At 57.5% G+C, this 22716-nt stretch carries 22 protein-coding genes; 7 read left to right on the top strand and 15 right to left on the bottom strand.

The features are described 5' to 3' along the window. Nucleotides 1-115 precede the first annotated feature (115 nt). The 6 genes from MUN82_RS09285 to MUN82_RS09260 all read right to left on the bottom strand — a co-directional run bounded on the left by MUN82_RS09285 (nt 116) and on the right by MUN82_RS09260 (nt 6621). Nucleotides 116-1573, bottom strand: a complete 1458-nt coding sequence (locus MUN82_RS09285) for a hypothetical protein (protein ID WP_245096905.1) — start codon at nt 1571-1573, stop codon at nt 116-118. A 72-nt stretch (nt 1574-1645) separates the two neighbouring features. Then, nucleotides 1646-2572, bottom strand: a complete 927-nt coding sequence (gene rsgA / locus MUN82_RS09280) for a ribosome small subunit-dependent GTPase A (protein ID WP_245096903.1) — start codon at nt 2570-2572, stop codon at nt 1646-1648. A gap of 139 nt (nt 2573-2711) precedes the next feature. Beyond that, nucleotides 2712-3977, bottom strand: coding sequence for a 3-deoxy-D-manno-octulosonic acid transferase (locus MUN82_RS09275; protein WP_311136435.1), 1266 nt, complete (start codon nt 3975-3977; stop codon nt 2712-2714). Between the two features lie 129 nt (nt 3978-4106). After that, nucleotides 4107-4742, bottom strand: a complete 636-nt coding sequence (locus MUN82_RS09270) for a peroxiredoxin (protein WP_245096901.1) — start codon at nt 4740-4742, stop codon at nt 4107-4109. A gap of 62 nt (nt 4743-4804) precedes the next feature. Further along, on the bottom strand, nt 4805-5266 hold the full coding sequence (locus tag MUN82_RS09265; protein WP_245096899.1) for a Fur family transcriptional regulator: 462 nt from the start codon (nt 5264-5266) through the stop codon (nt 4805-4807). 86 nt (nt 5267-5352) lie between these two features. After that, entirely contained in the window at nt 5353-6621 is a 1269-nt protein-coding gene (locus MUN82_RS09260; protein WP_245096897.1) for an aspartate kinase, read from the bottom strand. Nucleotides 6622-6759: 138 nt separating this feature from the next. On the opposite strand from MUN82_RS09260, the gene fbp reads away from it, so the two are divergent. Further along, nucleotides 6760-7770 carry a class 1 fructose-bisphosphatase gene (fbp, locus tag MUN82_RS09255; protein WP_245096895.1) on the top strand — a complete coding sequence of 337 codons (1011 nt, stop codon included), beginning with the start codon at nt 6760-6762 and terminating at the stop codon, nt 7768-7770. 80 nt (nt 7771-7850) lie between these two features. On the opposite strand, the gene MUN82_RS09250 is transcribed toward fbp, so the two are convergent. The 3 genes from MUN82_RS09250 to yihA all read right to left on the bottom strand — a co-directional run bounded on the left by MUN82_RS09250 (nt 7851) and on the right by yihA (nt 9647). Then, nucleotides 7851-8405: a DUF5606 family protein gene (locus MUN82_RS09250; RefSeq protein ID WP_245096893.1), complete on the bottom strand. Its 555-nt coding sequence runs from the start codon at nt 8403-8405 to the stop codon at nt 7851-7853. A gap of 82 nt (nt 8406-8487) precedes the next feature. After that, nucleotides 8488-8898, bottom strand: a complete 411-nt coding sequence (locus tag MUN82_RS09245; RefSeq protein WP_245096891.1) for an energy transducer TonB — start codon at nt 8896-8898, stop codon at nt 8488-8490. Nucleotides 8899-9029: 131 nt separating this feature from the next. Continuing rightward, complete coding sequence (gene yihA, locus MUN82_RS09240) at nt 9030-9647, bottom strand: ribosome biogenesis GTP-binding protein YihA/YsxC (protein WP_245096889.1); 618 nt, start codon at nt 9645-9647, stop codon at nt 9030-9032. Nucleotides 9648-10147: 500 nt separating this feature from the next. Here yihA and MUN82_RS09235 point away from each other — a divergent pair, with 500 nt between their 5' ends. The 4 genes from MUN82_RS09235 to MUN82_RS09220 all read left to right on the top strand — a co-directional run bounded on the left by MUN82_RS09235 (nt 10148) and on the right by MUN82_RS09220 (nt 14991). After that, nucleotides 10148-12385: an OmpA family protein gene (locus MUN82_RS09235; protein WP_245096887.1), complete on the top strand. Its 2238-nt coding sequence runs from the start codon at nt 10148-10150 to the stop codon at nt 12383-12385. 158 nt (nt 12386-12543) lie between these two features. Beyond that, a complete protein-coding gene (gene ubiE, locus MUN82_RS09230) occupies nt 12544-13272 on the top strand; it encodes a bifunctional demethylmenaquinone methyltransferase/2-methoxy-6-polyprenyl-1,4-benzoquinol methylase UbiE (RefSeq protein WP_245096886.1) in 729 nt (242 codons plus the stop codon). Beyond that, nucleotides 13221-14051 carry a type IX secretion/gliding motility protein PorT/SprT gene (gene porT / locus MUN82_RS09225; RefSeq protein WP_245096884.1) on the top strand — a complete coding sequence of 277 codons (831 nt, stop codon included), beginning with the start codon at nt 13221-13223 and terminating at the stop codon, nt 14049-14051. Before ubiE ends, porT begins: the two co-directional genes overlap by 52 nt. 193 nt (nt 14052-14244) lie before the next feature. Next, the gene (locus MUN82_RS09220) at nt 14245-14991 is read left to right on the top strand and encodes an SDR family NAD(P)-dependent oxidoreductase (RefSeq protein WP_245096882.1); all 747 of its coding nucleotides are present in this window, start codon (nt 14245-14247) and stop codon (nt 14989-14991) included. A gap of 125 nt (nt 14992-15116) precedes the next feature. Here MUN82_RS09220 and MUN82_RS09215 read toward each other — a convergent pair whose 3' ends face one another. The 5 genes from MUN82_RS09215 to MUN82_RS09195 form a co-directional block, all read right to left on the bottom strand. After that, nucleotides 15117-15731: an alpha/beta hydrolase gene (locus tag MUN82_RS09215; protein ID WP_245096880.1), complete on the bottom strand. Its 615-nt coding sequence runs from the start codon at nt 15729-15731 to the stop codon at nt 15117-15119. Nucleotides 15732-15801: 70 nt separating this feature from the next. Then, nucleotides 15802-16305, bottom strand: a complete 504-nt coding sequence (gene cdd, locus MUN82_RS09210; protein WP_245096878.1) for a cytidine deaminase — start codon at nt 16303-16305, stop codon at nt 15802-15804. 239 nt (nt 16306-16544) lie between these two features. Next, on the bottom strand, nt 16545-17282 hold the full coding sequence (locus MUN82_RS09205; protein ID WP_245096876.1) for a LytR/AlgR family response regulator transcription factor: 738 nt from the start codon (nt 17280-17282) through the stop codon (nt 16545-16547). 14 nt (nt 17283-17296) lie between these two features. Continuing rightward, the gene (locus MUN82_RS09200) at nt 17297-18424 is read right to left on the bottom strand and encodes a sensor histidine kinase (protein ID WP_245096874.1); all 1128 of its coding nucleotides are present in this window, start codon (nt 18422-18424) and stop codon (nt 17297-17299) included. Nucleotides 18425-18458: 34 nt separating this feature from the next. Continuing rightward, nucleotides 18459-19043 carry a DUF7010 family protein gene (locus MUN82_RS09195; protein WP_245096873.1) on the bottom strand — a complete coding sequence of 195 codons (585 nt, stop codon included), beginning with the start codon at nt 19041-19043 and terminating at the stop codon, nt 18459-18461. Between the two features lie 105 nt (nt 19044-19148). Between MUN82_RS09195 and MUN82_RS09190 the strand changes: the two genes are divergently transcribed. Continuing rightward, entirely contained in the window at nt 19149-19952 is an 804-nt protein-coding gene (locus MUN82_RS09190) for an NIPSNAP family protein (protein WP_245096871.1), read from the top strand. A gap of 124 nt (nt 19953-20076) precedes the next feature. Here MUN82_RS09190 and MUN82_RS09185 read toward each other — a convergent pair whose 3' ends face one another. Then, nucleotides 20077-21021, bottom strand: a complete 945-nt coding sequence (locus MUN82_RS09185) for an alpha/beta fold hydrolase (RefSeq protein WP_245096869.1) — start codon at nt 21019-21021, stop codon at nt 20077-20079. Nucleotides 21022-21226: 205 nt separating this feature from the next. Here MUN82_RS09185 and MUN82_RS09180 point away from each other — a divergent pair, with 205 nt between their 5' ends. Then, nucleotides 21227-22597 carry a saccharopine dehydrogenase C-terminal domain-containing protein gene (locus MUN82_RS09180; RefSeq protein WP_245096867.1) on the top strand — a complete coding sequence of 457 codons (1371 nt, stop codon included), beginning with the start codon at nt 21227-21229 and terminating at the stop codon, nt 22595-22597. Nucleotides 22598-22716 lie beyond the last annotated feature (119 nt).

The raw sequence follows: 22716 nt of genomic DNA, 5'->3' as shown, positions 1-22716 counted from the left end.
AACGCCCATACTGCCCAATCCCAGGAAGGCATGCCCAGCTATTTTCTTGGGAGAAGTTAACGTGCAATTAGCTGGGTATACGCCAGAACCACGCAAGGCGGCCACCCGCCGTCGGCTACTCATTTTCGAGGGCGCGGGCAGCGCTATCGGATGGCGGCCGCATAATCTGCTCCGGGTCCTGCGGCTCTAGCTCCTCCTCGTTCAGTATTTCCGGCTCGGGCAGCGTGGCCGGGGCCGCAACAGAATCATCAGCTGCAATGGAGTCGGGAGCGGCCTCAGTTTCCTCCGTGGGAGCAGGCGTGTGTCGAGCCGACCGGGTAGGGGCATGCGGGCGCTCGGCCGGGCGGGTGAAGTATTTCACCCCACCAATGCCCACTACCAATCCCAGCAACAGGACCAGCACGAGCAAGCCTATGCGTTCGAGACGAACCAAGGACTGGGATTTTGCAGGTCGCCCAGGGGGAGGCAAGGTGTGCGGAGCAGTGGGGCGCGAGGGCTGCGCGGCGGTTGGCAGCGGGGGCTGGAGCAGTGGAGTAGCGGCCGGGTGGCGTAGCTGCTCCAGTAGCTTGCTAAGCTGCTGAATGCGGGCATCCAACTCCTCGTTGCGGGCGGCGGCTTCGGCGCGTACGGTGCGCAGGGCCTCTTCCAGCGCTTTCTGCTGCTGCTCGGCCCGTCGCGCCGCGTCTGATTGCTCGGTCTGGGCTACCTGCTGCCGCAGCCGTTCCAGCTCCTGCGCCTGTCCCGCTTCGCGTGTGGCGGCGGCTTGTTGCTGCTGGACAAGCTGCTGCTGTAGCTCCTGGCGTAGCTGCTCCAACCGTTGCTGCTCCTGCTGCTGCTCGGCCGGCTGCATGGGTAGGGGTGCTCCGTAGGGTGGGTCGGCAGGTACGTCTTCGGCCCCCAGCCACCCCCAAAACTGCCGTAGCTTGCGCGTCCAGAAGCCAGCGGCTGCTTCGGTTTCGGCAGGTGCCGGGTCGTCAGTCAGGTCATCGGTTTGGTACGAATCCATCAGGCGGGTGGCCCACTCTTGTAGCTCGTGCTCGGCTAGTAGCGCTTCGGGTTGCGCCAGTTGCCACAAGCGCCGCGGCAGCAGTTGCGGGTTGCTCAGCAGCTGAAAGTCCCCGGCGCCGGGGTAGTGGCGCAGCTGCCGCTCTACTTCTGGCCCAAACGACAGCGGCGCCTCAAACAGCACCATGCCCGTGAGGGGCGGCAGCTCGGCTGCCGGCTGGTGCAGCTCCTGACTTAGCCAAGTCGCCAGTTTTGCTTGATTTTGCTGGTATTGATCAAACGGATTATCGGCCCCCGACCGACCAGGCAGCGGTTGCCCGTTCAGCTTCCAGGCGCCGTACTCTAGGGTAGGCACGCTCAGGTGGCCGTTGCGTGGTTCCAGCACCAGCGCCGTAATACTACGCGGCCGTATGACCACAGCATCCAAGGCAATGCCTACAGCGTCTAAATTGCCCAGCAGCAGCGTGGTAGGAGCGGCTACCTCTAATTCTAGTACCTCGCACACCGCCTCATACTGCCGTTGTCGAGCGGCGTCTGCAAACGGCGCAAATAAGAAGCAGTGAGCCATGTTGTTTAGGTTGTTGACTACTAGAGCAGTTGTGGAATCAGTGTACGAGGATGCCTCTCTACGGCATCTTACTCAATGTCGGTTGTCTTCGTCGTGGAGCATGCTTAGGTAGCTGTCGTAACGGGGTAGGGCGATGCGGCCTTTCTCCACGGCTTCGATAACGGCGCAGCCGGGCTCCTGCACATGGCGGCAATTGTGGTAGCGGCACTGGTTGAGCAGGGCGCGCATCTCGGGGAAAAAGTGGGCCAGCTCGCCCGGTTGCACGTCTACCAGCCCTAGCTCCTTGATGCCGGGCGTGTCGATGAGGTAGGTGCCAGGGCGCACTTCCAGCATCTCGGCGTAGGTGGTAGTGTGCACGCCTTTATCAGAAAACTGGCTGATTTCGGCTGTTTTCAGGTCCAGATCGGGTACCAAGGCATTGATAAGCGTGCTCTTTCCTACCCCAGAGTGGCCTGAAAGCAAGGTGGTTTTGCTATCGAGCAAGGCGTCTACCTCCGCTACGCCTACCCCGCTTTGGGCCGAGGTGAGCAGGCTAGGGTAGCCCACGCGCTGGTACATTTTGGCAATTTGCTGCTGGTAGTCGGCCAGGTCCTCGTCGTGCAAGTCAGCCTTGTTGAAAATAAGCGTGACGGGGATGCTGTATGCCTCAGCCGTGACCAGAAATCGGTCGATAAACCCGAACGACGTGGCCGGCGACACCAGCGTAACCACCAGCAGCGCCTGGTCGAGGTTGGCGGCTACAATGTGAGAATGTTCCGTTTTGTGAACCGAGCGTCGGATGATGTAGTTGCGGCGCGGCTCGATGTGGTGAATCACGCCTGCCCCCTCGGTCTGCTCCTCCACCGTAAATTCCACCTGGTCGCCCACGGCCAACGGGTTGCTCACCTTTAGCCCTTTCTGCTTGAATTTACCCCGCAGCCGGCAGCGGTGCAGCGCGCCCGCCTCCGCGTCGCGCACCACGTACCACGAGCCCGTCGATTTAACAACAATACCTACCATGAGATAGTGAATTTGTGAGTATTGAATTTGTGAACTGTCATCCTGAGCGGAGCGAAGGACCTTCTCACAGTAGAACGACTGACGTAACAACGACTCGTGCTAGTGTGAGAAGGTCCTTCGCTCCGCTCAGGATGACAGTTTATTTCACATCGACTTTATCATCGAGCCACGCCATGATGCGCTGGGTGGCGCCGGCATGTTGAAAAACATAGTCCATATTGAGGTCTTGCACGAGCAGGCGGGTCGGTTCGTTGCGGAGCAGGGGGAGTAGGGCCGTTTCCAGCTCCTGTGCCGAGTGCACCGGAAATGCGCCACCCAGCGCTACCAGTTCCACGGCCTCCTGAAACTTGTGGTAGGTAGGCCCGAAAAACACCGGTAAGCCAAACGCCGCTGCTTCCAGCGTATTGTGCAGGCCCTTGCCAAAGGCCCCGCCCACGTAAGCAAAGTGCCCAAAGCGGTACAGTTGGGAAAGCAGCCCCACGTTGTCGATGAGCAGCACGTGGGCCTGTGCCACGGTGGTTGGGGTGGCAGTGGAGTAACGCACCACTTGGCCGGGTAGCGCCGCCTCCACCTGCCGCAGATTAGCCTCCCCAATTTCGTGCGGCGCCACAATGAAGCGCAGTTCCTGATGGTACTGCTGGAATAAGGGGGTGAGGGTAGGCAGGTCCTCTGGCCAACTGCTCCCCACAATCATCACCGGCACCCCATCGGCCTGGAAAGCCTCTACCAGGGGTAGGGAAACAGGTGGCTGCGCCGCCGTGCGCGCTACCGTATCAAAGCGCGTGTCGCCGGCCACGCTGGCCTGCCGAATGCCGGCCTGGCGGAGCAGCTCCACCGAGGCATCGTTCTGCGTGAAAATGTGCGTGAACCGACTCAGGATAGCACGGAAGAAGCTGCCCCAGGGCTTAAAAAAGACCTGCTCAGGTCGGAAAATAGCCGACACGCAGAGGGTAGGAACCTGGCGGCGCTGCAATTCCCGCAGGAAGTGGTGCCAGAACTCGTACTTCACGAATACCGCCAGCCGGGGCCGTACCAGGTCCAGAAAGGCGCGGGCGTTGGCCGCCGTGTCCAGCGGCAGATACAGGATGTAGGCCGCGCCAGGCCAGTTTTTGCGGACCTCGTAGCCCGAGGGCGAGAAAAACGTGAGCACGATTTTGTGCGTGGGGTACTGGCGGGCATAGGCCTCCATCAGTGGTCGGCCCTGCTCAAACTCGCCCAGCGAAGCACAGTGAAACCACGCCAGCGGGGCCGTTTCGTGCCGGAGCGCTTCGCGTAAGCGGACTCGCCAGCCCTTACGGCCACCTACCCACTGCGCCGCCTTGGGCACAAAAGGAGCCACCAGTCGCAGCAGCAAGCCGTACAGATAAATGGCAACAGAATACAGAAAACTCAACAGTAAAGACAAAAAGGACAGACAAGAAGGACCAGCAATGCGCTGATTGTCCTGCAAAAATAGCGCGTTCTGGCCGCCCCACGAAAAAGCCCCAATCCTACTGGACCGGGGCTTTGCTGAAAGCAACGGATACAGAAGCAATTACCGGCTTTGCTGGCCCAGGTAATTCGATACGCCTTCCTGCGTAGCCTGCATGCCTTGCTTGCCTTCTTCCCAGTCGGCGGGGCATACCTCACCAAACTTCTCGAAGTGTTGCAGGGCATCTACCATGCGCATAGCTTCATCAATGGAGCGACCCAGCGGGCCGTCATTTACGAGCTGGTGACGCACAATGCCGTCTTTATCAATCAGGAACAAGCCGCGGTACGCTACCGGCGAGCCTACGAAAATCATTTCGCCAGCTTCGTTGTAGTCGTAGTGGCCACCCAGCACGTCGTAGTTGGCGGCAATGGTTTTGGTGGCGTCGGCTACCAGCGGGTAGGTCACGCCCTCAATGCCACCCCGGTCGTGGGGGGTGTTCAGCCACGCAAAATGCGAGAAGTGCGAGTCGGTGGAGCAGCCGACCACGGCCACGCCTTTTTTCTCGAAATCGGCTAGGCGCTCCTGGAATGCCAGAATTTCGGTGGGGCACACAAAGGTGAAATCGGCGGGGTAGAAGTAAAACAGCACGTGCTTCTTGCCCAGGTAACGGTCGAGGGAGTAGTCTTCCTCAAATTCGCCGTCGATAACGGCCGTAGCCTTGAAAGAAGGAGCACGTTTGCCAACGAGAACTGCCATGTTGTTAGGAGATTGGGGGTAAAAAGAAATGAAAAAGCAAGGGAATCGTTGGGCGGGATAGGTCAGGCAGGGCGAATGATTTTCTCGCCGGTGATATGCAGCGAGAACGAATGCGGCTGGAAGTTCTCGAACCCCCGCGCCGCCAGAAACTCCTGAATCAGCTGGTCCAACTGCGGGTCGCGATAGTCCAGGATTTCCTGAGTAGCGGTGCAGAACAAGTGGTGGTGAGGCGAGCAGTCGGCATCGTAGCGCCGGGCCGCGCCATCGGCCACGGCCACCCGCTTCACCAGGCCGGCCACCACAAAGCTATCCAAGGCCTTATACACCGTACCCAACGATAGGGTAGGGGCCTCGGCGGCTACCTGGCGGTGTACCTGCTCGGCCGTAGGATGGTCGCGCAGGGCCAGCAGTCCGCCCAGGATCAGGACGCGCTGTTGGGTAGCGCGCAGTCCGGCCCGCGTCAGCAGGTCGCGCACATGCGCAGGGGTAGGCGAAGAGGTAGCAGAAAGCGCAGAAACCGACACTGGTCAGGAAATAGGAACCGCAAAGATAAGGTGAAAAGCGCAGGGGATGGTACATTGTTTCGGCCAGCCCGGCCGCGCTACCCCGCCTACGCCTCCTCGCGGCACACCATCTGAAAGGTTTGCCGGGTGCGCTGCTCCAGTAGTAAGGTACGGCCTGCCGTGAGACGCTCCAGGCTATCGGAGGTGTAGTTTTTGATAGTGTAAAGCACTAGCTCCGTGTTGTAATGCACCGTGAACTGGTCGCGCAACAAGCTCAGCAGTTGCTCCAGGCGGTAGGCCGAAAAATCGGTGCACACCGAGAAGCTGATGGCCGAGTTTTGCATCACATGAATTTTGAGCCGCACCTGCGCCAACGTCCCAAAAATTACCTCCAGATTTTCCTCCGAAATAAATGCGAGGTCTTTCGACTCAAAGGAAATTAGGCACTGGTCGGCCTTGCGAATATAGGCAGGTGCCAGCAGCCCGTGCTGGCAGTCGTGTACGCGTGTGCCCTCGGCCGTGGGGTACAAAAACGACTTCACCAGCAACGGAATGCCGCGCACGGCCAGTGGTTTAATCGTCTTGGGATGAATCACGGACGCGCCGTAGTACGCCATTTCAATGGTTTCCTGGTAGCTGATTTCGGGGTAGCGCACCGTGTCGGCAAAGAACTTAGGGTCGGCGTTGAGTAGGCCCGCCACGTCCTTCCAGATAGTAACGGACTCGGCGCCCAGGCAATACGCCAGAATAGCGGCGGTGTAGTCGGAGCCCTCGCGGCCGAGCGTGGTGGTGCGGCCGTCGGCGGTGCCGCCCAAAAAGCCTTGGGTTATCACTAAGCCCTGGGCCAGCAGCGGGGGTAGGGAGGCCTGTAGCTGCTGCTCGGTGGTGGCCCAGTCTACACGCGCCTCGCGCCAGGTACTATCGGTGCGGAGCAGGGAGCGGCAGTCGAGCCACTGCGCCGCCAGCGTGTGCGCCACTAAGCGTGTAGCCAGCAGCTCCCCGAAGCTCACAATCTGGTCGTATTGCTGGTCGTATTGTGCGGGTATGAGCGTGCTGAGTTGTTGCCGAAGCTGCGCAAATAGCTCGTTCAAGACAGGTTGTGCCTCTTGGTGGGTAGGCTCAACCAACTCCTGGGCCGTTTGCAGATGGTAGTCTTCCAGCGCCTGCAAGGCCTCCGCATATGGTTTCCCGGTGTAGGCGCGCTGAAAAATGTCTTCCAGGGCGTTGGTGGTTTTGCCCATTGCTGATACCACAATCAGCAGCGGCCCTTGGCTTTGGTGCAGGTGCACAATGGCGGCCAAATTGCGGATGGCGGGGGCGTCCTTCACGGAGGCACCCCCAAACTTAAAGACCTTTAGGGTGGGTAGTGAGTGCATACCTCAAAAGTAGCGGCTCGGAAATTGAATTCGCAGATAACAGGCCCTCAGTAGACATTGCTAGGCGAAAACCTGTACTTTTGAGCATATCGTTTTCTTTCCCTTTTACTCTATTTTCTTTCGATTCGTCTGCCCTCTATGGATCATCACGATAAGCTGGCCCTGCCGGTTGGTACTACCCTCGACCGCTTCATTATGCGCAAGCAGGAAGATTTTCCGTACGCTACTGGTGAGTTGTCGCAATTGCTGCGCGACATTGCCCTGGCCGCGAAAATCGTGAACCGCGAAATCAACCGCTCCGGCCTGATTGACATTGCCGGGGCCTACGGCAACCGCAACGTGCAGGGCGAAGACCAGCAGAAGCTTGATGTTATTGCCAACGTGCGTTTTATCCGAGCACTGCGTAATGGCGGCGAGGTGTGCACTATCGTGTCGGAAGAGGAAGAGGGCATGATCCAGACCGGCAACACGAAGGGAAAATACGTGGTGGCCATCGACCCACTGGATGGCTCGTCCAACATTGATGTGAACGTGAGCATTGGCACGGTGTTCAGCATCTACCGGCGCATTTCGCCCACCGGCAGCGCCGGCAACGAGCAGGACTGCCTGCAACGTGGCACGCACCAGGTAGCGGCGGGTTACGTTATCTACGGTTCCAGCACCATGCTGGTATACACCACGGGCAACGGCGTGAACGGCTTCACCTACGAAAATTCGCTGGGTGAGTTTGTGCTCTCGCACCCTACCATTATGACGCCCGCTACCGGCACCATTTATTCCGTGAATGAGGGTATGGCGCAGCACTTCAGCAAAGGCATGGCAGCGGTGGTGGCGCATTTCAAAGAGCAGGAGTTTTCGGGCCGCTACATCGGTTCCCTCGTGGCCGACTTTCACCGCAACCTGCTCAAGGGTGGTATTTATATGTATCCGGCCACCAGCAAAGCACCCGCGGGTAAGCTGCGCCTGCTTTATGAGTGCAACGCATTGGCATTCGTGGTAGAGCAAGCCGGCGGCAAAGCCAGCAATGGCTACCAGCGCACGTTGGAAATTCAGCCACAAGGCCTGCACGAGCGGTGCCCATTCTTTATAGGCTCACCCGAGCTAGTGAGTAAAGTAGAAGAACTGCTGGCCGCTGAAGAGAGTAGTTAAAAGCCACGTAATTCACACAAAAGCCCGCTCAGACACTTTCTGAGCGGGCTTTTGTGTGTAAGTGAAAGTCTAAAAGCCGATTACTCAGCCTTCTTCTTCCCTTTCTTAGGTGCTGGAGCAGTAGCCTCGGGGTTAGCGGTTGCCGCATCATCCGTTGCCGTCGCATCAGCCGAGATTTCACCACCTGTGCTCAAGGGCTCGTCAGTAGCGGGGGTAGCGTCGTCCTCATCGGTAGCTGGGGCCTGATATTCCAGGTTTTTGCTTACGATGCCGTACCACGTCACCAGCTTCTTCATGTCCGACATATACACCCGGTCGCGGTCATAGTCCGGAATGATCTTCCCCATAAAAGTAGCCAAGTCACGATCGTCCGACTTGCTGGTCAGTTCCAGCTCGGCGCCGAATTGCTGGTGAATCCGGTCGAACACTTCCGTCAAGGGCACCGTCTGGTCGTAGTCCTGGGTGTAGATAGAAATTTCCTGGAGCAGCGACACTTTGTTGCGGGCCGAGGCGATGGAGCGCGTGCCGCGGCCATCCAGCGCTTCGATAATCACGCCGGTACGGGTAGGGCTCACGAGGCGGTACAGACCGGGCATTCCGCTGATAGCGGCAATTTCCTTCAGGTCGTAGGGCATAGAAGTAAAGTCGATTGGTGTAGAAGGCGGCAAAGGTAGCATTCCAAACGAGTTGGTGCCGGCTGGTCGCCCAAAGATGCAGTTAGAGCTTGAAAACGATGGGTAGGCTGGTGAGCACCGCGTAATCAGGCTTTTTGAATTGCAGTAGCTTCGCCACGCGCAGGGCTTCGTCGCCACAGCCGCCGCCTACCCCCTTCACCAGTTTAAAGCCGCTGGTAGTACCATCCGTGTTCAGCGTAAAGCTCACAATGCAAGTACCCTGAATGCGGTTGCGCTTCGCCAGCACCGGATATTTCAGCTCCTTCTCTATAAAAGCATACATAGCTTCCTGGCCACCCTCGTAATAGTCGGCTACCGGAATAGACTTAGCTACGCCACCAGCCGGAGCCGTTTGGGCCGCCGCTGGTGAGGGGGCAGCGGGTTTGGTTTGAGCAACTACGGAAGTTGCACTGGCCAGCAAGCCACAGCTCAGAAGAAAAGCGAATTTTTTCATGGAGGTTATAATAATCGTTTGACTGTAAACGAGTTGTTGACTAAGCGTTTCAGTGAAGGAGAAAGCAGCGGCCAGCTAATCAAAAGAAACGTAACGACCGCGCTACCCTCAGTGTCAAGAAAGAAGCCAGATTATGAATTCTCTGGTGCTGCGGGCAGCTGTTGATTTATTTTGGCAATGAAAGTAAGCAACTCCTCACGCCCTTCCTTCGACTCAGCGGAGGTAACGAAGTGGCGCGGTAGCTCGTCCCAACTCGTGCTCATTTTCTCCAAGTAGGCTTCAATCAACTGCTTTGTGCGCGTAGCCGACTGCTTATCAGCTTTGGTGAACACCATAGCGAAGGGAATACCCTGCGTGCCCAGCATCTCCATAAATTCCAGATCGACGGCTTGCGGGGGTAGGCGCGAGTCGAGCAGCACAAACAAGCAGGTCAGATTCTCACGGTTGCGCAAGTAGAAGTTAATCATCTTGCCCCATTGCGCCCGCGCCACCTTACTCACTTTAGCATACCCATACCCTGGTAAATCAACCAGGTACCAGTTCTTATTGATCAGAAAATGGTTGATCAACTGGGTTTTGCCAGGAGTAGAAGATGTTTTAGCCAGTGCCTTCTGGCCGGTCAGCATATTGATAAGGGAAGACTTTCCTACGTTGGAGCGCCCGATAAAGGCATATTCTGGTAGGGTAGGTGGCGGACAAGCATCGAGGCGTGTGTTGCTGGCCAGGAAAGTAGCGTCGTGAATTTGCATAGGCAGCTTGGCGAAACCACAAAGGTACAACAGGATGCCAGTAGAGAGCGATGAGAAAAAACTTTAGAACTTTCTCTTAAATACTGTTATAATCCTATATTTGTACAAAATTTTGAAATAACAGGTATACTTTTTGGAAGTCTCAATCCTCTTTAACAGCCCTTTTCTCAATATTTTTGAATGGATAGGATAAGAGTAAGGACGTATTATAAAATTTCTATCTTTGCCCGCAAACGTGCTTGTTGGGGGAGCTCTACAACAGACTGTTACTAACAACTAGTTCCATTTCGTCGTACCAGTGCTACTGAATTATTCGCTTGCCCTTAACCCTGTAGCAGGTTTTAAGTATAAGAGGCAGCCCAATAAAAACTAAGTTTGCAGGGCGAAGCTATTTCACAAACGAGCTACCGCACCTTTTTATTTCTCAAACATCTCCCCAAATGGACAACGTAGTCAAAAGCTTATTAAAGGCCTCTTGTGCTTTTGCCCTTGCTGCTGCTATGGCCCAGCCTGCGCTGGCCCAAGGCACCCGCAAGCAGCTGAAGACCGCTAATAAGTTTTTCGAGCAGGAGAACTACCGGGCTTCTATTCCTTACTATGAGCAGGTATTAGCGCAAGATCCCAACAATGCATTGGCACTGTTTCGGGCTGGTATTGCCTATATGTCGTTTGATAAGGAAAAGGCCAGCGACTACATTTATAAGGCACAGAAGCTGAAACCACGCGTTTCCAGAGATGTGGAGTACTGGTTGGGCCGCGTTGACCACCTCAATTACAACTTCGACGAGGCGATTGCTCACTTTCAGGCCTACAATACAACCCTGAAGGACAAGGATACCCGCAAGAAAGAACTGGCCCAGCTGATTCAGCACAGCAAAAACGCCAAGGTGCAGTTCAATACGCCCAAGGATATCTTCGTGAAAAACCTGGGCCCGACCATCAATACACAATGGTCGGAGCATAGCCCCGTTATCTCGCAGGACGACCAAGTGTTACTGTTCACGTCTCGCTCTGATAACATGAACGAGACGCCGGTAGTAACGGAGACCAAGAAGAGTAAGGTAAAAGATAAGAAGCTGGCCGCTGATGGTCAGTACTACGAGAATATCTACGAGGCCCGGCGCATTGACGAAGATGAATGGGAAAAGCCCCGTTCGCTGAGCACTGTACTCAATGGTAAAGGCCACGACGCTTCCATCCAGGTGTTCGACAACGACACCAAGCTGCTGATGTACCGCAACGATGAGGATGGCGACATCTTCTACTCGGAGAAGTCGGGTAGCGACTGGACGGAGCCTAAGAAGCTGAACAGCAATATCAACTCCAAGTCGTACGAGTCGGACGCGTTTATCACGCCCGATGGCCAAACTATTTACTTCTCAACGGCCAAGTATTCGGAAGACGGTACGCTGGACATCTACTACTCTACCCGGCAGCCGGGTGGCGACTGGGGACCAGCCAAATCGATTGGCAACGCTATCAACACGCCCTACGACGACGACAGCCCTTTCTTGAGCCGCGACGGCAAAACCCTGTACTTCGCATCGCGTGGCCACAACACCATGGGCGGCTACGACATCTTCAAATCGGAGTGGGACGAAGTAGGCCGCAAGTGGGGCCGGGCCGAAAACATGGGCTACCCCATCAACACGCCCGATGATGACACTTATTATCGCCTCAGCCCCGATGGTACTTATGCCTACCTTTCCAGCTACCGCATCGGGGGCTACGGTGAGAAGGACATCTACACCATCAACTATATCAAGAACGTAACCATCCGTGGTCAGGTGTTCTCGGCCCGCGACAGCGCCTCCGTGATTCCGGGTGTAGAGCTGGTATTCAGTGGTAAGCAGGCCGACAACACGGCCCTGAGCTACCGCGATGTAACCAAGCCCGGCACCGGCGACTACCAGGTGAACCTACTTTCGGGGCGTACCTATCAGGTAGCCGTGTCGAAAGACGGCAAAAATATTGAAACGCAGGAGTTTGAGGTGCCTGTTTCCACCAACGACTCTACCACTATTGTGAAGAACTTCTACGTACCGTACGTAGATACCACGTCGCAATTCGCGTTCAACAAAATCTACTTCGATACCGACAAGTATAACCTGCGGCCGGAGTCGATTACGGAGCTGAACAACATTGCCCGTATTCTGAAAGCGAATCCTGGCATCAACATTTCGGTGGAAGGTAACTGCGACTCGCGCAACACCGACGAGTACAACATGGTACTGGGTCAGAATCGTGCTAACGCTGCCTATAACTATCTGAAGAAGCAGGGCGTGGCAGAAACCCGTATGGTGACGGTGAGCTACGGTGAGCGTCGTCCGGCTGCCCCGAACGATTCGCCGGAGAACATGCAGCTAAACCGCCGCACCGAGTTCCGCGTGATTTTGGGTGAGGGTGAGACCATGCCGCAAATGAACGGCACGGGTACCAGCACCAACTCAGGTGGCGGTGCTATGATGAGCCCCAGCTCGCAGCCCCGTATGACCCGGCCCCTGAACCCGGCGCCCGGTGGAACCAGCGCCGCCCTTGAGCCCGGCAAAAACACGGTGAAGCTTGACGACGGCACCAAGGTGAAGGTGAAAGTAGACGAGGATTCGGACAAGGTGAAAATCAAAACCAAAGGTCCGGAAGGCTCCAAGTCAAAAACCGTTACACAGGACGGTACCATCGACGCGAAAGCGAAAACCGCTACCGGCGAAAAAACCAAAGTGAAAACCAGCAACGAGTAAGCTGCTGGCTGCCAACGACGCGGGCCGGGCATCATGCCCGGCCCGTTTGGTTTACAGGCGCTGGCTGTAGCGGTGGCTAAGCCGTATCCCAACTTTATCCGCGCTGGGGCGTTATGTTTGAGCAATTCAGCGCCCCTTACTTCGTTTCTGCACTTGATATGTCCGTTGTTCCCTACAAAGACGATGCTGCCGGCAAAAAATCGCAGGTAGCTACCATGTTTAACAGCATCGCCGGCAAGTATGACTTTCTGAACCACTTTCTGAGCGTTGGCACCGATATCTATTGGCGACGCAAGGCAGTAGGTGAGTTGAAGCAGCTACGTCCGGCTCGAATCCTGGATATTGCGACCGGCACCGCCGATTTTGCCATTGAAACGTTGCGTGCCGCCACACCTGACGCGCAGGTAACGGGCGTAGATATCTCGGAAGGCATGCTGGAGGTAGGGCGACGCAAGCTTCAGGCTAAGGGTCTCACCAACCGCATTAAGCTGGAGCTGGGCGACTCCGAGAACCTGCCGTTTCCGGACAATCATTTTGATGCCGTAACGGCTTCGTTCGGCGTGCGCAACTTCGAAAACCTGAAGCAGGGCCTGACGGAGATGCGTCGGGTGCTGCGGCCCGGTGGCAAGCTCGTGATTCTGGAGTTTTCCAAACCCACGGCCTTCCCCATGAAGCAGGCGTACAATTTCTATTTTCAGCACATTCTGCCCGTGTTTGGCAAGCTGATTTCCAAGGACCAGTCGGCTTATACCTACCTGCCCGAGTCGGTGCAGGCGTTTCCCGATGGCCCGGATTTTCTGGCAATTCTTTCACAGGTTGGATTTACTACCCCCGCATGGCAGCCACTTACTTTCGGCATCAGCTCCATTTATACCGCGCACAAATAGGCCGGGTGGCCGTGGCGGCCGTTCTGGCGGCCGTGGTACCTTTTGGGGCATATGCCCAGAAAAAAAGCCTGACCAAAGCTAGCCGCGGCCGCCGCGGCCAAGTGAAATCGTTAACCAGCAACAACCTGCCCGGTTACAACGACCGGTGGTTTCACCCAGGGTTCTACATCGCGCCAAACTTCTCCGGCTACCGCATTCAGCATACGCAAGCCTACATCGACCGGCGGGGTAGCGGCCTGGGAGTGACGGCCAACGCCATCAATAGTCCCGGTTTTTCGGTGGGATTTGTAGGCGATGCGCGCCTAATGGAGTTTCTGAGCCTGCGCTTTGCGCCGGGTGTGAGCTTTATGACGCGTCGGGTGGAGTTTAAGCCTTTCGGCTATACGCCTGACCCGAACGTGCCGGACATGCCCAGCGAAATTCAAAACCAGGAAGTGGAAACCACACAAGTGGATTTTCCTATTCTGCTGAAGTTTCACTCGCAGCGGCGGCGCAACACCCGCCTGTACATGGTAGGCGGTATCAAGCCGAGCGTGAACGTGGGCAACCGCATCAAAGACCCGGAAAACAACCTGCTACGTGTCAACAAAACGGACCTAGCCATTGAGTACGGGGTAGGGTTGGACCTGTTTTATCCCCTATTTAAGTTTGCGCCGGAGCTGCGCTTCTCGCATGGCCTGCGCAACATTCAGCAACAGCAAGGCCAAACCGATGTGTACAACACTAGCCTGCAACGGATGAGCAGCCACACCGTGACGCTCTACTTGAATTTTGAATAGGAAAGGATAAGTAGGCGTCATGCTGAGCGCAGCGGAACGAAGTCGAAGCACCTCTACTGGTAGTAAATGAATTACTCACGGTAGAGATGCTTCGACTTCGCTCCGCTTCGCTCCGCTTCGCTCCGCTTCGCTCAGCATGACACGTTCTTTTCAAACATACAATTGCCATACAGCTATTTAACTAGTGATAGTAATGAAAACTGCTCTGATTACCGGCGCTTCGTCGGGCATTGGCCGAGCTACGGCGGTGGTGCTGGCCGAAGCTGGCTTCCAACTGGTGCTCACGGGCCGCCGACGCGAGAAATTGGAGGAGTTGGCGCAGCAGCTAGCACCCGCGCCTACCCACCTGCTTACCTTTGACGTGCGCGACCGGGAGGCTACGGAGGCAGCCATTGGCAGCCTACCCGCCGAGTTTCAGGAGATTGATGTACTGATTAATAACGCAGGCAATGCCCACGGCCTGGCCCCCATTCAGGATGGCGACCCGGCGGATTGGGATGCCATGCTGGATGGCAACGTGAAAGGGTTGCTCTACGTGACCCGCGCCGTACTACCCACCATGACCCGCCGCCGGCAGGGGCACATCGTGAATGTCGGCTCTATAGCCGGCAAAGAGGCCTATGCCAACGGCAACGTATACTGCGCCTCGAAAGCTGCCGTAGACTCGCTCACGAAAGGCATGCGGTTGGATCTACTACCCCAGGGTATTCGGGTGGCCGAGGTGAACCCCGGTGCCGTAGAAACCGAGTTTTCGCAGGTTCGCTTTAAGGGCGACCAGGAGCGCGCCGACAAAGTGTATCAGGGCTTCGAGCCACTCCGCGCCGAAGATGTAGCCGACGTTATCCGATTTATGGTGACGCGTCCACCGCACGTGAATGTAGCCGAAGTACTGCTGTTGCCCACAGCACAAGGCGCGGCTACTGCTATTCAGAAAGGATAGGACAGTAGAAAACGGTTTGTCATCCTGAGCATAGCGAAGGACCTTTTTATTCGTGAACGAGTCGTTAGTACGAAAACCGTTCACGAATAAAAAGGTCCTTCGCTGTGCTCAGGATGACAAGTGTTTTACAAGGTAGGCGAGCTTATAGCTTCACTGAGCTGCTGCAATACCGTTCTATCCAACTGGTGTCGGCCTTCAAACCAGATGATTTCTGGCTCTACACCTAGGCTGTGAAGAGCCGCCTGCTGCTGCGCTACAGCCTCGGCTGTAACATATTCATCTTGAGAGCCGCACACTAGCGTGACGGGCACTTGTTGCAGTAGGCGAGCAGCCACTGCTAAGTCCATATCGGGTGGGAAGGCACCAGCCCACAGTACTAGCCGCGCCGCTTGGAAGGGGGCGTGGGCCAGCCAGCGGCTCACGGTGGCGGCACCCTGCGAAAAGCCTAAGACTAGCACTTGCACCTCGGGTGGGCATTGGGCTAAGATGGTATCCGAGAGCTGATTGAGGTAGGCCACATAATCCTCAATTTCGGTGAGGCGGTCTTCACGCGTCATCCAGGTAGCGCCTACGCGGCCGCTGGTACCTTGTAGGTAGAAGCGCGAAAGTCCCTCGGGCGCCAATACAACTGTGGTGGGGTCTTCCTCGGCGAGAAAGGCAAAATGCCGGATGAAATAAGCAGCCAGTTGTCCGTAGCCGTGGCATACTACCCACACGCGGCGCGTAGTGGGGCCAGGCATGCCTACTTGATAAAAGCGCGCCGTGCTTTGAACGCGAAGGTGATGTTCCTGAGCAGTCACAAGGAGCGCGTTAGACAATAGAATGCGGATTGGGCAGGTTGTCGGCTGAGAAGCTGAACGGCAGCAAGTCGCCCACGCTACGGTAGCGGTAAATGGTGCCGTCGGGGCCGGGTAGGAGTAGTGGAATGGGGTGCTGCTGGCGGTGCTCGTACTCGGTCATCACCTGGCGGCAGGCGCCGCAGGGCCAAGCCAGCGTAAACTCACCGTTGGCAGGGCGGGCAGCCACAGCCATACCTACAATGCGCTGCATCGGCTGACTGGCTGCCCAGCCGAACAAAGCCGTGCGCTCGGCGCAAAGACCAGAGGGGTAGGCAGCATTTTCCTGGTTATTACCCCGAAACACACTCCCATCCTCCAGCAGTAGCGCCGCGCCTACATGGAAATGTGAGTAGGGTGCGTAGGCATGATTGGTAGCGGCGCGGGCGGCCTGCCATACAGCAGCTTCAGCAGGCGTCAGCTCCGCCTCCGAGGCTAGTACGTCGACAGTGATAGTGAGGTGCAGGGAATGAGCCATCGGCAGGGCAAAAGAAGTGACGGCGCCGAACTGCGGCCCCGATTGTAAAGAGGGGCGGCGAAAATACAATTATCTGTCGATTATTTGGTTCGACTCTTAGAATGTTGTGCTGAGCGCAGCGGAGTAGAAGCATCTCGCGTGCTCCCGATAATTCCCGAACGATTGAGATTAACAAGGCACGCGAGATGCTTCAATTCCGCTGCGCTCAGCATGACGTTTCGGAATCATTTTCCTCCGCACTACAAGCTCATCAACTCCCGGAAACGGGCCGACTGCTGGCGCGAGACTTCCACCTCCGGTCCTTCGCGCAGCTGGATTTTGAGCGTGTTGCTGAACCAGGGCTCGATGCCGGTAATCCACTTCAGGTTGATAATCTGCTGGCGATTGGCGCGGAAAAATACCCGCGGGTCGAGGCGCTGCTCTAGGTGCTGCAAGGTGCGCGGAATGAGGGGCTGGTGCTGCTCGAAGTATATTTGGGTGTAGCTGCCGTTGATTTCAAACAGCCGGATATCGGCCAGCCGTACAAACCAGCACCGCTCCCCATCCTTCACAAACACCTGGTCGTGCTCGGTGAGCAGGGTAGGGGCTGGCTCAGGTACGGAGATGGGTAAGGTAATTTCGAGCGGCACGAGGGCCGTGCGGGCTTTAGCCAGCGCCGCGGCCAAGCGGTTTTCCTGCACGGGTTTCAGCAGGTAGTCTAGGGCATTCACCTCGAAAGCACGCAGCGCATATTCATCATAGGCAGTGGTGAAGATGACGTGCGGGGCCGCATCCAGCGAGGCCAGCAGGTCGAAGCCAGTCTCGCCGGGCATGTGGATATCGAGCAGGAGCACGTCGGGGCGGAGCGTGGGTAGGAATTGGCGAGCCTCGGCGGCGTGGCGGGCTTCGCCTACCACCGTCACCTCGGGGTGGGCCTGCAACAAATGGCGCAACTCCTGGCGCGCCAGGCGCGAATCATCAACTAGTAAAATATTCATAACGCAAAAACTAGCTATACACTAACTGCCGCAGCTGGCGTGGAGTGGAAGGGTAGGGCGGCGGCTACAGGTAGCTGCACGTGGGCCAGTACCTGGCTGGGTGCGTTTGGGTCGTTGGCGAGCGTGAGGGTAGCGGTGGGGCCAAAGAGCAGGGCGAGCCGCTCGCGGGCATTGCGCAGGCCAATGCCCGTATGGTCGGGCGCGGGCGGATGGTAGCAGCCTGTATTACGTACTAGCATATGCAACTGTGTGCCCGCAGCAGCCAGCTGGGCCGAAACGGTAATGCTGCCGCCCTCGGGCCGGGGCGCAATGCCGTGCTTAATGGCATTTTCCACCAGCAGCTGCAACGTCATGGGCGGTACGGGTACGGCCAGGGTAGCGGGGTCGATGTCGAGGGTATAGCTCAGGCGCTCTTCCAGCTGCATGGCTTCCAGTTGCAGGTAATGCTCCACAATTTCCAGCTCGCGGGCCAGCGGCACTTGCTCGGTGCCGTTGAGCTGGATGGAATAGCGGAGCAAATCGGAGAGGTGCGTCATCATGGCGCGGGCACGGGCGGGGTCTTCCATCACCAACGCCCGGATGTTGTTGAGGCCATTGAATAGAAAATGCGGGTTGATCTGGGCTTTCAGAGTGCTCATTTCCGCTTCCCGAACGGCCGCGTGCAGCTTCCATTTGTCTACCTCGGCCTGCTTGTAACGGTCGAGGTAGTGAAGACCAAAGTAGCAGGCTGTCCAGAGCCAGAGTACGAAGTAGGTTTGCAGGATGTAGCCCACCAGTTGCGGGCCGCCCGCTAAGCCCCCCATGCTGGCGGGCGGCCGAATCAGAAAAGCAATGATGACGCCCAACACCAACTGGCTGAGCACGGCTGCTACCCCGTTGGCCAGGACCAGGCGCCACAGCAAGGCCAGGGCAGGCAGTTGTTTCCAATGGCGCCACTGTAGCCAGGTGCGCAACGCGTGGCTGGTGAGCAACAGCACTACTGCCATGGCTGCCTGGATAGCCAACAGATGGCCCGTAATGGCAACCTTCGCGGCAAATAAGTGGATCATTAGCAGACCCATGCTGGCGTAGAGCACCCAGCCAGTGAGTTGCAAGCCCCAATACCAGCGCTGGCGACGACTAGATATAGCGGAATCAGACATAGTGTAACGCAAGGATGGGTAGAATCTACTTAGGCTAGGCAAGCTCGCTATCCGCGCTTTGTTGCCGTACGGCACGCCAGCGGTACTCTAGTATAAGGATGGTTGCAACATACAGCCCCACGATGAGAAACGGAATAATGACAAACCGCTGGGCCGGAAATGCATACCAAGCCGCCAGCACCAGCACCGTGCGCGCCACAGCATGAAACACGCCTACCCAGTGCCGGATAATCCAGGACAGGGGCAGCCACATTAGCCCCGTGAGGACGCCTACGGTGAGGGGCAAAGAAGTGTAATCAGTCAGCGCGAAAGGAATAGCAAGAGCGTACACTAGCAGTGACATAGCCACTGTGCTGAAAAATAGGGTGTCAAATTCGTTTTTGGGCTTGGTACGGTCCAAGAAATGCTCGCCCGTAAATCGTGAGAAAAACATGCCTAAATACACAATGCTACCGGTGCTCAAATACAATGTCCAGACTAATTGCAAAGGTGACGACAGAGTGAGGCCGGCCACGCCTACCACGGCCCAGGCCAGGGTACCCGCCAGGGGCATGGCTAGCAGGCGCCGACTAGCAAACTGTGTACGTTGTTGCGCTAAGGACGAGGTTGAAGCGGTCATGGCAAAAAACGTTGTGTAAGATTAGGAGAAAGCACCGTTGCTCGTTGCTAGCCGTTGCTGAATTTGCGGTATGTTTAGGTCATTCATCCACCCTGTACTGTATCCATGAAACTCTTCTTCCCTCCACAATTCTCTTCCATAGTACAGCGGTTTCTGCTGCTGGCTGGTATGCTGCTGAGCGCGGCCGCCACGCACGCCGCGGGCCGCGAGCTGTATCAGCTGCAAGTGTATCACCTGCGCGACCAACAGCAACAGCAGCAGGTAGAGGCCTTTCTACGCGATGCCTACCTGCCAGCGCTGCACCGGCTGGGTGTGCCGAAGGTCGGTGTGTTTGAGCCCGTTGGCAACGACACTACTGCTGACCGGCGCCTGCTGGTGCTGGTGCCCTGCCAGTCGTTGCAACAGTGGCAGCGCCTGACGACGCAGTTGGAGAAGCCAACGGTGTACGGCGCTGCTGGTCAACAATACTGGCAGGCGGCCCACAATCAAGCACCCTACACGCGCCTGGAAACCATTTTGCTGGAGTCGTTTGCCGATCCGCTCAAGCTCCAGACGCCGCCCCTCACTGGCTCGCGGCCGGAGCGTATCTACGAGCTGCGTAGCTACGAAAGCGCCACTCAGGCCCAGCACCTCAACAAGGTGCAGATGTTTGTGCAGGGCGACGAAGTAGGGATATTCAAGCGCTTGGGCTTCAATGCCGTGTTCTATGGCCGGGTGCTGGCGGGCGGCCACATGCCCAACCTGATGTACATGACCACCTTCGACAATAAAGCTGCCCGCGACGCGCACTGGAAACAGTTCGGCGAGTCGGCTGACTGGAAAAAGCTTTCCGCCCTGCCGGAGTACCAAAACAACGTGTCGCACATCGACATCCAGTTTCTGCACCCAGTAGCCTACTCTGATTTTTAGAGAGTAGCAACGGGTCGCCTCACCCCTCTCCAAAAAAGGAGAGGGGGAGCCAGGCAAATTAGGCCGTCATGCTGAGCTTGTCGAAGCGGTAGAGATGCTTCGACAAGCTCAGCATGACGGCCTTTTACTTGCGGGCCACGGCGTGTTGCTTCAGAAAAGCATCCGATTGTGCCAGAAACCACTGCGTGTCGTCCCACATCAGAAAGTGCTTGCCGGCCTCCGACATTTCAATCTGGTGCTGAGGCAGCTTAGCATACTGCTGCTCAAAAATGGCGCGGGTGCTTTCTTTGGTAGAGCCGTAGGCCTTGTAGGCGGCCCAGGCGCCCAGCACCAGCACCGGCTGCTGAATGCGGGCCACATCGGGGCGCAGGTCGGTAGTATACATGTCGTACATGGCCTGGCCGACGGTAGCCGGATCAGAAGCTACGCTCCAGCGCGTGGCCTGCCGGATGCGGGCCGTGTCGGTCATGAGGCTAGCCGACATCTGGCGGGCAGTGGCGGCGTCCATTTTGCCACGGCTCACTTGCTGCCGCACGCCTTCGGCCATGGGTTTGGCGGCTTCGGCGGTGAGCATAGGGTTCTGCACGGCCGAGAGAAAGGGTAGGGAGTCTACAATCACCAGCGGCCCCATGGCGTCGGGCTGGGTGGCGCTCATCCAGAGCGCCAAGAAACCGCCTAGGCTGTGCCCCACTACTACCGGCTTGTGGAGGCGCTGCGTTTTGACGTAGGTCAGGAGTTGGTCGCGCACGTTTTGGAGCAGGTGCTCGGTGCTTGCTGGGGCGGCGGTGCCACCAAATCCATTGACGGAAATGATATGACACTGATACTGTTTCTGATAGTGGGCCACGGTTTCGTCCCACACCGCGCCGGGGCAGGTCAGGCCAGGAATCAGGAGCATGGGCTGACCTTTGCCCACCACGCGCACCGTGAAGTTGGGGTGCGTGGCGGCTGGGCTATCGGCTGCTAGAAGGGTAGGGACCGAGGCAGTAGAGGTGGGTGCGGCGGCGAGGAGTGTGGCGCTGGTGAGTAGGGCAGCGCAGAAGGGGCGGAGGCGAGCAATCAGGTTCATTGTGGTAGGGGTAGAGGAGTCTTGTGGTGCGATTGATGTCTCAAACCTAGCAGGCCTTTTGGCCAGGAAGAACTGTTTTTCAGCGAACGGTAACGCAACCGGCTGAACTGCGCTAGGGGTAGGGCGAATGGCAGACCGCCTATCGGGCCAGCCGACGGAAATTCCCGGAGTTATTAGCTTTGACAGTACACCCGAACCTTCCGCCATGACCTACCCCACTCGCCTGTTGCTGCTTGGCGCCGGCCGCTCGGCTTCCGCGCTCATTGCCTATCTGCTGCGCCACGCACCCCAGGAAAACTGGCAGCTCACCATTGCCGACCTCGACCCTACGCCCTTAGTACCTGTGCTGGTCGCGCACGCCGCCTACGCCCGCGCCGTGCCCTTCTCCACCGACGATGCTACCCACCTCGATGAGCTGGTACAGGAGCACCACGTAGTCATTTCGATGCTGCCCGCGTTTCTGCACCCAGCGGTGGCACGGGTGTGCTTGCGCCACCGTCGTCACCTAGCCACGGCCAGCTATGCCACGCCTGAACTGCGTGCGTTGGACGCCGAGGCCCGTGCCGCGGGTGTCACGCTGCTCATGGAGTGCGGCCTCGACCCCGGCCTGGACCATATGTCGGCCATGCGGGCCATCCATGCCATTCGGGCGCGGGGCGGATGGCTCACCAGCTTCAAATCCTACTGCGGCGGCCTGCTGGCACCCGATTCAGAGGACGACAACCCGTGGCGCTACAAGTTCACCTGGAATCCGCGCAACGTGGTGCTGGCCGGCCAGAGCACGGCGCAGTACATCGAAAATGGCCGCCTGCGGCTGGTGCCCTACCATCAGCTGTTTGCCCGCACGGAGCCTATTAGTGTGCCTGGCTACGGCGACTTCGAGGGCTACCCCAACCGCGACTCGCTCAGCTACCGTCCCCTCTATGGCCTCACCGATATTCCGACTATGCTGCGCGGCACCCTGCGTCGCCCCGGCTACTGCGCTGCCTGGCACGCGCTGGTGCAGCTGGGCCTCACCGACGACTCGGTACGCCTGGGCAACGCTGCCACCCTGCCGTGGAGCGAGGTGGTGGCGGGCTGCTTGCACGCCCTGCCTACCCCCCACGAGTCGGTAGCTGACCAGGCCGCTACCTACCTACAGTTCGCACCCAATAGCCCCGAAATGCAACTGCTAACGTGGCTGGGCATCTTCTCGCCCGAGCCGGTAGGTCTCGCCAACGCCACGCCGGCCCAACTTTTGGAGCACTTACTACTGCAAAAATGGGCGCTCCAGCCACACGACCGCGACATGGTGGTGATGCAGCATCAGTTTGAATATGAAATAGCGGGAGTGGTATACAGTAACACTGCCTCGCTAGTAGTGCTAGGCGATGATGCCACGCACACCGCCATGGCCAAGACGGTAGGGCTGCCACTAGGTATGGCCGTGCGCCGGCTGGCCACCGGGCACGTTGCCGCATATGGTATCGTGATTCCTACACAGGCCGATATCTACGAGCCTATTTTGCACGAGCTGGCGGCAGCATATGAAATTAGCTTTCTGGAAGGCGTAGAAAGACGCCTGACGGCCGGTTAATAATTGTTTTGCACGCATCACCGCACATCAGCCCATCAGCGCTACTTGGCTGACAACTGCGACCTTGAAGCCGCAAACAGCCACTCCTTTACTACACATTAAATAGAATCTATTGTATA

It is taken from the genome of Hymenobacter aerilatus (genome assembly GCF_022921095.1).
Taxonomy (GTDB): domain Bacteria; phylum Bacteroidota; class Bacteroidia; order Cytophagales; family Hymenobacteraceae; genus Hymenobacter; species Hymenobacter aerilatus.
Note: the sequence above shows the minus strand (reverse complement) of the source record. Positions and strands in the feature narration are given on the sequence as shown.